Consider the following 9,431-nt stretch of genomic DNA (forward strand, 5'->3'; position numbering starts at 1 on the left):
CGCCGGCCAGCAGCAGGCCGAGTACGGCACCGAGGCCGGCGCGCAGCCATTCCTTGGGTGGGATATGCAGGGCGGCGGGGATGAAGTGGTCCAGCCAGGCGTTCAGACTACGGGTAGGCATGTGACAACCGGGTACCTGTTGAAAGAAAAGAAGCCCGCCCAAGACGAGGAGGCTTTGTATCGCGAGGGGGCAATACGCAAAGGGCTCCGTCCCTGGAGATGGAAACCGGCAGGGTTGCGGATGCGCGCAGTCTGAACAAAAGCGTGGTGTGTCTCCAACGCAAAAAAATGCAGCCTGGCTGCAATTATTTTGATGGATGCCATTACCGGCCCGCACACAAAAAATCTGACAGTCCCGACCATTCCATTATTTGTTGCAACGCGCCATGGCCTGTCAGATCGGCGTTGGCAGCCTGGGTGGCCCGGCGACAGATCGTCGTGATGCCACCAACCCTCAGATAACCTTCACCGCACGCCCAATGAATTGAATCGGACCCGTCGGTTTGCCCGTGCGCGATCCACCACTGTTTTCCAAGGTCAACTCGAACAGTTGGTTCGCCTCCAACGGCGGCAACGCATCCAGCGGCACCTCCAACACCTGCCCCGGCTTGACCAACCCCAACGATACCGGCCCCTGCCAACCCTCGCCCTTGGTCCAGAACTGCAAGGCCTTGTCCTGCGGCACACTGTCCATCCCCAACGGTATCAACTGGATCTGCCGCGCATCCCGCGCCTGGATCACCCAGCCCGGCGCCTTGTCCTGCGGCGCCACCAGTACCACAAGGTAGCTGGGCGCAACCGGCACCACCTCCCGCGTCAGCAACAACGCACTCAACACCACGCTGGCCGCCAACCCGCCCGCCGCCGCCCACCGCCACAACGCCAATCGGTCCCACCAACCCACAGCAGCCGCTGCCGGTACAACCCGCGTACCCAGGCTGCGCTCGATGCGCGCCCACAACAGCGGCGACGGCACATGTTCCGGGGCCAACGCCGTCAGCGGGTACAAGCGCCTCTCCCAGGCATCCACTGCAGCCCGCAGTGACACGTCATGTGCAAGCCGTTGCTCTACCTCCAGCCGCTGTTCGGACGGCAAGGTGCCCAGCACGTATTCGCCAGCCAGCGCCTCAAGATCGTCCTGCTGCCCCGTGGTCATCCCATGCACTCCCGCAACGCCGCCAGGCTGCGCTTGATCCAGGCCTTCACTGTGCCCAGCGGCGTGTCGAGCCGGCTGGCAATCTGGGCGTGAGAATAACCGTCGATGTACGCATGCAGAAGGCACGCCCGGCGCAACGGCTCCAGTTGTTCAAGGCAGCCGTTGATGCGCATCGAATGCAACGGGCTGTCAGGGCTGTCCAACGTCTGCACCTGCCCCTCGCCCACCTCGTCCAACGCAACCTCACGACCACGAGCCCGCAGGAAGTTCAGCGCCAGGTGCCGCGTGATGCTGAACATCCAGCCACGCGCGCTGCCCCGCGCCGGATCAAAACCCGCAGCACCGCTCCAGATGCGCAGGAACGCGTCGTGCACGATGTCCTCGGCCAATGCCGTGTCGCGCACCAGTTGCCGGGCCACGCCCAGCAGGCGCGCGCCCTCCTGTTCGTACAGGCGTTGCAAGGCCTGGCGGTCTGCGCGGGCGCAGGCAGCCAGGTGCGCTTCGTAGTCGAATGCGGGCTCAGGTACGGACACAGGTTTCAGCCATCGCCAAGGGATGCTGGCAGCGTAGACCAGCGCCGCTTACTGCGCGGCCCAGAAGATGTAGTCGGCCTGGTACTTGACCACTTCGCGCTTGCCCTTGTCGGCCGCCGTGCATGCCGTGGCCGGTGCCACCCCACCCTTGAGCGCGACGCGCTGGATATAGGTGACGCCGGTCATCGCGCCCTTGCCTTCGACCGGGTTGGCCTTGACCACTGATACGGCAGGTTGCCCGGGCTGGATGGGGCCACTGCCAGTTGCGTGCCGGTGACCTTGGAGCCGTCCTTGGCCTGCCAGGTGGCTGGCGGCCCGAAGTAGTCGCCCACCGCCTTGCCGCTGCGATCATTGAGCACCGCCTTGGGCCCGACGAACACCCATTCGGTCTGCCCCGCCATGTCAGCCTTGTCGCGGCATTCGTAGGTGATCTCACCCACGCCCACAGTCTCAAGGGCGATAGCGTGGCCATCGGGTACCTTGATACTGTCGGGCACAGCCATGGCGGCATGGGCGAACGGCAGGGCGAGGGTCAGGCAGGCGGTGGCAGCGGCAGCCGAGGGTGCGTTTGGCGTTCATGCGCGTCTCTCCAGAAGGTAGTCGGTTCAGCAGCGCGAAGGGCTACTGCTGAGTACTACCCGCGGGAACGCATTCTGGATGCAGTCACAGCAAAAAATAAATCAACCAAGCAACGCAGGGTCGATACCGTCGCAGTCGAAGGTAATGAAACCGCCGACGGTGTCGGCTTGGCCGCCAGTGATTTCGCCATGGTAGGACAAGCCATTGCTCAGGGTGACGCAGACATGGGTGGGGTCTTGCGGGGCGTCCAGCTTGCCGTTGAATTCAACCGTGAAGCGGGTATCGCCGTCGACCTTCAGGCCCACCAGGACATTCGCGTTGTCCACGGCCTCGGTTTCCTTGCCCGCGTATTCGGCGCTGACGGTTACGGTGGCGGTGTCTTGGTACATGCTTGAACTCCAACGGCAGAATGCGTGACGCCACCTGGCGCCAACCGGCGGCTAGGGTAAGCGAACGGGTGGGGTGTGGGGAATCCCCGCCGGGCGCAAGGTTGCAATTTGCATGAGGCAAACCGCCCGCTCATGCAGCCTGCATGGGCCTAGGACGCGTTTCTTTTTCAACCATATGATTTTATTGAATTAAATATTTTGACGCATTTGGCACGGTGACTGCTGAGTAACAGGGGAAGGCCCACTATTACGACTGGAGCACCAATAATGATTACAAGTGCCGATACGTACGCTGTCAGCGCGGGAGACACCTCCAGCCACTCAGGCGTGTCCTGGGCAGCCATCTTTGCCGGTGCCACCGGCGCCGCCGCGTTGTCGCTGATTCTGATCGTGCTGGGCTTCGGCCTGGGCTTTTCTGCCGTTTCACCCTGGTCAGGGGATGGCGCCACCGCCAAGCAACTGGGTATTTCCACCATTGTGTGGCTGACCGTGACGCAAATCGTGGCCTCGGGCCTGGGCGGTTACATTGCTGGGCGGCTACGGGTGAAGTGGGCCAACCTGCACACCGATGAAGTGTACTTTCGCGACACGGCCCACGGCTTCCTGGCCTGGGCGTTCGCCACGCTGGTGACGGCCACGCTGGTGGTCGGCTCGGTGACTTCGGTGATCAGCGGCGGCGTGCAGGCCGGCGCCACGGCTGCATCGGGCATGGCCGCCGCCGGTGCCGGCGCAGTCGCCAACAGCAGCAAGGCAGATGACGAATCGGCCTACTTCATCGACATGCTGTTTCGCGATGACCGTCCGGTAGCCGTGACCGACGACGCCGCCCACGGCATCGCCGCACGCATCTTCGTACGTGGCCTTGCCGACGGGCAGTTGAACGCCGAAGACCGCACCTACCTGGCCAACGTGATCGCCCAGCGTACCCAGATCAGTCAGGCCGAAGCCGAGCAACGCATCGATGCGGTGTTTGCCGAAGCTCGCCAGGCGATCGAGGAAGCCAAGCAACTGGCCGATGCCGCCCGCAAAGCAGCGGCCGCTGCTGCACTATGGACCTTCGTGGCGCTGCTGTGCGGTGCGTTCTTCGCAAGCCTGTTCGCCATCTGGGGTGGCCGTCGTCGCGACACTGCGGTGTTCCTGACAGCCGACCCGGTGCGTGTCACTCCCGCTACTGCCCGCCCCCTCTGACAGGAGACTAACCATGCGCTCGATACTGCTGTTCTTCCTCGGTGTGCCGATCCCGATCATCATCCTGATCGCCCTGTTCATGCACTGATACAACGCAAAAGCCCCCGGCCATTGGCCGGGGCTTTCTTTTGTGGCTGAACGCTACAGCGCCGCGTGAGGCCCACGCCCGAGCACCCTGGCGTACTCGGCCTTGGCGGTCTGCTCGGTGAACTCGCCCGACCATTTGGACACCACCACCGTGGCCACGCTGTTGCCGATGGCCGTCACCAGCCTGGTGTCGCGGCGCAAGCGCATGGGCACGCGCGTCGAGGCCGCCGCGCCGCATGCCGGCTACTCGCAGTCGCTGGCCTCGATCGCCGACCTCGCGCACCTGGCCGAAACCCAGGTGCGCAGCATCCAGCAGGTGCGGCGTTTTGTGGCCGACATCGCCGAGGCACAGCGCCAGGGGCTGGTGCCGGGGGAGCATTACTTCTGTGTGTCGAGCATCCGCGTCGACCGCGACAACGCCCATGCCCCCATCTGCTGGACCGACGTGTATGCCCAGGAGGACTACGCGGCGGTGATCGAGGATGCCGAGCGTCACCCTGACGAGTTGATCGCCGCCTTGATCGAACACCCGTTCGGGCGTCGCATCGAAGTGGTCGACCAACAGGTGCGGGCGGTCCTGCTGACGGCCGAGATCGCCCGGAAGCTGAATGCCGAGGCAGGCTCGCCAGGGCTCAAGATCATCCGCCATTACCGTGACGAAAACGCGGCATTGATGGTGGTGTCCGAAACCATGCACCCTGACGATCGGTTCACCCTGGTGACACAGATGCGGCACGAAAAAGCCTGACCCATAAATTCAAAAAGGATATAAAAATAACTATTTGTTCTAACTAAAAGTAATAAAAAAATTGCTCTGCACAGGCTCCAGCCCTTATTTTCAGGCCCTACCTGAAACCCTTTTGGCGACCCGCCTGCGGAGCACACCATGCCCAACACTCCTCCTTCTCCCCTTCGCCGCCTGCTGCTTGGCGGTGTGTTCACCGCCCTCGCCGGCCTGGTGCTGCCAGGCCCGCTGGCGTATGCCGAGCCGACCAAGAACCTGCGTATCGGCTACCAGAAGTTCAACAGTGTGAACATTCTCAAAGGCACCGGCGCGCTGGAAAAAGCCCTGGCGCCACAAGGCATCAAAGTCAGCTGGTACGAGTTTGCCGCCGGCCCGCAACTGCTCGAAGCACTGAGCACCGGCGCCATCGACCTGGGCCACGCGGCCGATGCACCGTCAGTGTTCGCGCAGGCTTCGGGCAAGCCGGTGGTGTACCTGGCGGCCGAGCAGCCCTACCCACGCGGTATCGGCATTCTGGTGCGTGATCAGGACAAGATCGCCGACATTGCTGCACTCAAGGGCAAGCGCGTCGCCACCGGCCGCGGCTGGAATGCGCAGTACCTGCTGGCCGTGGCCCTGCAGGATGCGGGCCTGAACTACAAGGACATCACCCCGGCCTACGTCAACAATGCCGCCGACGCGGTGGCGGCCTTGCAATCGGGCAGCGTGCAGGCCGTGACCCTGTGGGACCCGTTCCTCGCCGCGGCAGAAAAACAACCGGGGGTGAAAAGCCTGCGTGACGGTACCGGGCTGACCAACAACCGCACCTTCTACCTGTCGTCGGCCGCCTTCGCCGATGACAACCGCGCACTGCTCAAGACCTTTTTCACCGAGCTGGGCAAGGCCAGCACCTGGGCCAACCAGCAACCCAAGGAAGTCGCGGCATTGCTTGCACCGCAACTGGGGATTGGCGCCGACGTGCTGGAAGTGGCCACTGAGCGGCGCAACTACAACGCGGTGGCGATCACCCCGGCGATCACCGCCGAACAGCAGAAACTGGCCGATACCTTCCAGGGCCTGGGCCTGATTCCCAAGCCGTTGAAAGTGGCGGACGCCGTCTACCCCGTGACTGTACTGCCCTGACCGCGAGCGACCCTGAGCATGTCCAAGCCGATCCGTTTCAACGCGTTCAGCATGAACGCCGCCACGCATCAGTCACCCGGGCTGTGGCGCCACCCGCGCAACACCAGCGTGAACTTCAACCGCCTGAGCTACTGGACGGCGCTGGCGCGCCTGCTGGAACGCGGGGGCTTCGATGCGCTGTTCATCGCGGACGTGCTGGGCGTGTACGACGTGTACCAGGGCAGCCCCGAAGCCGCCCTGCGTGGCGGTGTGCAGGTGCCGGTGAACGATCCGTTGCTGATCGTGCCGGCCATGGCCGGGGTCACCGAGCACCTGGGCTTCGGCATTACCTTCAGCCTGACCTACGAGCACCCGTATCCGTTCGCCCGGCGCATGTCGACCCTCGATCACCTGACCGATGGGCGGGTGGGCTGGAACATCGTCACCGGCTACCTGGACAGCGCCGCACGCAACCTGGGGCTGGCCCGGCAACTGGCACACGATGAGCGCTACGAGCTGGCCGAGGAGTACCTGCAGGTGCTCTACAAGCTGTGGGAGAAGAGCTGGGACGACGATGCGGTGGTACGTGACCGTGCCAGCGGCGTGTTCGTGGAGCCGGCGCGGGTGCACCCGATACAGCATGCTGGCGAGTACTTTCAGGTGCCCGGCATTCACCTCAGCGAACCGTCGCCACAGCGTACGCCGGTGTTGTTCCAGGCGGGTGCCTCGGCGCGCGGGCAGCGTTTTGCCGCCACCCATGCCGAGTGCGTGTTCATCAGCGGGCCGACGCAGACCGTGCTGCGCCGCTATGTGGAGGGTATTCGCCAGGCAACGCAGGCGGCGGGACGCGCGCAGGACAAGGTGCTGATCTACGCCCAGGCGCTGCTGATTGTTGGCCAGACCCGCCAGGCGGCGCAGGCCAGGCTGGATGAGTACCGCCAGTACGTCGATATCGACGCGGCGCTGGCCCTGCTGTCGGGCTGGACCGGCATCGACTTCTCGCACCTGCAGCCTGACGACCTGATCGAATACATCGAGAACGATGCCGGGCGCACGGCCCTCGCAGCGTTCACCACGTCCGACCCGGACCGACGCTGGACGGTGCGTGAAGCCGCCGAGTTCATCAGCCTGGGTGGACGTGGGCCGGTCTTGCTGGGCTCGCCGGGCGAGATCGCCGATCAGTTGGAAGCGTGGCTGGATGCGACCGGTATCGACGGTTTCAACTTGACCTACGCCGTGGTACCGGACGACCTGCAGGCGGTGGTGGACGAGGTGGTGCCGGAGTTGCAACGACGTGGCCGCTATCGCACCGACTATGCGCAGGGTACCTTGCGCCACAAGCTGTTCGGGCAGGGCGATCGGTTGCCAGCGGAGCATGCAGGGCGGTTGGTGCAGGTCTGAACGCAGGTCCGGCCCCTTCGCTGGCAAGCCAGCTCCCACAGGAGGGATGATTGGCCCTGTGGGAGCGGGCTTGCCAGCGAAGAGGCCGGAACGTACGCTGCAAAAACACTGCAAGATATGGCCACTTGCCTCCATCCTGTTGACCAGGATCAACAGACTGCAAAATCACGCTCCTACACTAGACCGAGGACATCAAAACGCAAAACAGGCCCTCCATGAGCGAAGAATCCAGCGTACACCCCTTGCCCCTCCCATCCGCCACGCCCGCCAATGCCGGCACGCCGGCCACGGCCAAAGCGGCCACCCCACGGCAACGCCGCCCCCGCGCCCCTCGCAAACCCGCTCACGTGCTTGCCAGCGATACCGAAATCAGTGCCATCAGCCAGCAGCCGGCCGCCCTTCAGGTCGCCAGCGCGCGGCGCGGCTCCAACGAAGACAGCGTCTCGGCCGCCCTGCCCGCCAATTACCCCTACCGTCACCGCATGCGCCGTGCCGAGTACGAGAAGGCCAAACACGAACTGCAGATCGAACTGCTCAAGGTGCAGAACTGGGTCAAGGCCACCGGTCAACGCATCGTGGTGCTGTTCGAAGGCCGTGACGCCGCCGGCAAGGGCGGTACCATCAAACGCTTCATGGAGCACCTGAACCCACGCGGTGCCCGTATCGTCGCACTGGAAAAACCTTCCGACCAGGAGAAGGGCCAGTGGTACTTCCAGCGCTACATCCAGCACCTGCCCACCGCCGGTGAAATGGTCTTCTTCGACCGCTCCTGGTACAACCGCGCCGGGGTCGAACGGGTGATGGATTTCTGCACGCCGATGCAGTACCTGGAGTTCATGCGCCAGACTCCCGACCTTGAACGCATGCTGTGCAACAGCGGCATCCTGCTGTTCAAGTTCTGGTTCTCGGTCAACCGCGAAGAGCAGTTGCGCCGCTTCATCTCGCGCCGCGACGACCCGCTCAAGCACTGGAAACTGTCACCCATCGACATCAAGTCGCTGGACAAGTGGGACGAGTACACCGCCGCCAAGGAGGCCATGTACTTCCACACCGACACCGCCGATGCACCCTGGACCGTGATCAAGTCCGATGACAAGAAGCGCGCGCGGCTCAATTGCATCCGTCACTTCCTGCACTCGCTGGATTATCCGGACAAGGACCACAAGGTCGCTCACCGGCCCGATCCGATGCTGGTCGGCCGCGCCTCGCGCGGGCTGGAGGAAGAAGACCTGGTCAACCACAGCTGACACTCCGGCGCAGGCCGCCAGCACCGGCAAGGTCGGCATCACCGGGCTCTGCTATGGCGGCGGCGTGATTTCGCAACTACCTGGCCTAGGACTTTTTCTTCTTGAGGTTTTTCAGGCGCTGGGCAGCGCGTTGCACGGCGGCCATTTTCTCTGGCCGCTTCATGCGCTTCCACTGCTTGATCTCATCCTTGCTGCGCCCGCAGCTCACGCAGAGTTCGCCGCTGAGCTTGCACACCGAGATACAGGGGTTGTCGATATCCTTGGCCATGGTGGGTGCGCTTAGCGGCCGCCGCCCAGGTCGATGAAACTGCCGGTGGTGTAAGAAGCCTTGTCGGACAGCAGCCACACGATTGCCTCGGCCACTTCGGCCGCCTGCCCGCCACGGCCCATGGGAATCGTCGGCTCGAGCTTGCTGACGCGGTCGGCATCGCCACTCAAGGCGTGGAAGTCGGTATGGATGTAGCCAGGCCGTACGCCATTGACACGCACGCCCTCGCCTGCCACTTCCTTGGCCAGGCCGATGGTGAAGGTGTCGAGCGCGCCCTTGGAGGCGGCATAGTCGACGTATTCGTTGGGCGATCCCAGACGCGCCGCCACCGACGATACGTTAACGATCGCCCCGCCCTGCCCGCCATGGCGAGTCGACATGCGTTGCAGCGCATGCTTGGCGCACAGCATGGGGCCTACCACGTTGGTCTTCATCAGTTTGAGCAGGCGAAATTCCGACATCTCGTCAACCCGGCTCTTGTGACCGATAGTGCCGGCATTGTTGACCAGGGCCGTGATCCGCCCCAGTTCGTTGTCGACACGCTGGAACAGCTGGATGACTTCATCCTCGACGCTGACGTCGGCGCGCACGGTGATGGCCTCGGCGCCGAGCTCGCGCACCTGCTCCAGTACGCGGTGGGCTGCGTCGTCGTCGGCAAGGTAGTTGATGCAGATACGATAGCCCGCATGGGCGGCGGCCAGTGCGGTGGCCGCGCCGATGCCGCGACCGGCACCGGT

General features: G+C 63.9%; 9 protein-coding genes and 3 pseudogenes. 5 read left to right on the forward strand and 7 right to left on the reverse strand.

Annotated elements, in window-relative coordinates:
- Window positions 1-454: 454 nt before the first annotated feature.
- The 4 genes and pseudogenes from G3436_RS10715 to G3436_RS10730 form a co-directional block, all read right to left on the reverse strand.
- Window positions 455-1,156, reverse strand: a complete 702-nt coding sequence (locus tag G3436_RS10715; RefSeq protein WP_163944582.1) for an anti-sigma factor — start codon at window positions 1,154-1,156, stop codon at window positions 455-457.
- Window positions 1,153-1,689: a sigma-70 family RNA polymerase sigma factor gene (locus G3436_RS10720; RefSeq protein ID WP_163944585.1), complete on the reverse strand. Its 537-nt coding sequence runs from the start codon at window positions 1,687-1,689 to the stop codon at window positions 1,153-1,155. The genes G3436_RS10715 and G3436_RS10720 overlap by 4 nt, the downstream gene beginning before the upstream one ends.
- Window positions 1,690-1,737: 48 nt before the next feature.
- Window positions 1,738-2,192 (reverse strand): annotated as a pseudogene (locus G3436_RS10725) (DUF3455 domain-containing protein).
- Between the two features lie 177 nt (window positions 2,193-2,369).
- Window positions 2,370-2,657 (reverse strand): hypothetical protein, encoded by a 288-nt coding sequence (locus G3436_RS10730; RefSeq protein ID WP_163944588.1) that lies wholly within the window; start codon window positions 2,655-2,657, stop codon window positions 2,370-2,372.
- Between the two features lie 267 nt (window positions 2,658-2,924).
- On the opposite strand from G3436_RS10730, the gene G3436_RS10735 reads away from it, so the two are divergent.
- On the forward strand, window positions 2,925-3,845 hold the full coding sequence (locus G3436_RS10735; RefSeq protein ID WP_163944590.1) for a hypothetical protein: 921 nt from the start codon (window positions 2,925-2,927) through the stop codon (window positions 3,843-3,845).
- A gap of 141 nt (window positions 3,846-3,986) precedes the next feature.
- Here G3436_RS10735 and G3436_RS10740 read toward each other — a convergent pair.
- Window positions 3,987-4,103: pseudogene (locus tag G3436_RS10740) on the reverse strand (cation:dicarboxylate symporter family transporter); the annotation flags it as partial.
- Between the two features lie 10 nt (window positions 4,104-4,113).
- Between G3436_RS10740 and G3436_RS10745 the strand changes: the two are divergent.
- The 4 genes and pseudogenes from G3436_RS10745 to ppk2 form a co-directional block, all read left to right on the forward strand.
- Window positions 4,114-4,680 (forward strand): annotated as a pseudogene (locus tag G3436_RS10745) (UTRA domain-containing protein); the annotation flags it as partial.
- A gap of 138 nt (window positions 4,681-4,818) precedes the next feature.
- On the forward strand, window positions 4,819-5,799 hold the full coding sequence (locus tag G3436_RS10750) for an aliphatic sulfonate ABC transporter substrate-binding protein (RefSeq protein ID WP_163944596.1): 981 nt from the start codon (window positions 4,819-4,821) through the stop codon (window positions 5,797-5,799).
- A gap of 18 nt (window positions 5,800-5,817) precedes the next feature.
- On the forward strand, window positions 5,818-7,179 hold the full coding sequence (locus G3436_RS10755; RefSeq protein WP_163944600.1) for an LLM class flavin-dependent oxidoreductase: 1,362 nt from the start codon (window positions 5,818-5,820) through the stop codon (window positions 7,177-7,179).
- 215 nt (window positions 7,180-7,394) lie between these two features.
- Window positions 7,395-8,426, forward strand: coding sequence for a polyphosphate kinase 2 (gene ppk2, locus G3436_RS10760; protein WP_163944604.1), 1,032 nt, complete (start codon window positions 7,395-7,397; stop codon window positions 8,424-8,426).
- 85 nt (window positions 8,427-8,511) lie between these two features.
- Here ppk2 and G3436_RS10765 read toward each other — a convergent pair whose 3' ends face one another.
- A complete protein-coding gene (locus G3436_RS10765; protein WP_163944605.1) occupies window positions 8,512-8,694 on the reverse strand; it encodes a DUF1289 domain-containing protein in 183 nt (60 codons plus the stop codon).
- Window positions 8,695-8,705: 11 nt separating this feature from the next.
- The coding region (locus tag G3436_RS10770) for an SDR family oxidoreductase (protein ID WP_163944608.1) at window positions 8,706-9,431 on the reverse strand (726 nt) is incomplete at its 5' end.

The organism is Pseudomonas brassicae, assembly GCF_010671725.1.
GTDB lineage: Bacteria > Pseudomonadota > Gammaproteobacteria > Pseudomonadales > Pseudomonadaceae > Aquipseudomonas > Aquipseudomonas brassicae.

Excerpts from the sequence above, each read along its gene's own strand:
- G3436_RS10715 (WP_163944582.1), bottom strand. The coding sequence starts at position 1,156 with ATGACCACGGGGCAGCAGGACGATCTTGAGGCGCTGGCTGGCGAATAC.
- G3436_RS10730 (WP_163944588.1), bottom strand. The coding sequence starts at position 2,657 with ATGTACCAAGACACCGCCACCGTAACCGTCAGCGCCGAATACGCGGGC.
- G3436_RS10735 (WP_163944590.1), top strand. The coding sequence starts at position 2,925 with ATGATTACAAGTGCCGATACGTACGCTGTCAGCGCGGGAGACACCTCC.
- G3436_RS10750 (WP_163944596.1), top strand. The coding sequence starts at position 4,819 with ATGCCCAACACTCCTCCTTCTCCCCTTCGCCGCCTGCTGCTTGGCGGT.
- G3436_RS10755 (WP_163944600.1), top strand. The coding sequence starts at position 5,818 with ATGTCCAAGCCGATCCGTTTCAACGCGTTCAGCATGAACGCCGCCACG.
- ppk2 (WP_163944604.1), top strand. The coding sequence starts at position 7,395 with ATGAGCGAAGAATCCAGCGTACACCCCTTGCCCCTCCCATCCGCCACG.
- G3436_RS10765 (WP_163944605.1), bottom strand. The coding sequence starts at position 8,694 with ATGGCCAAGGATATCGACAACCCCTGTATCTCGGTGTGCAAGCTCAGC.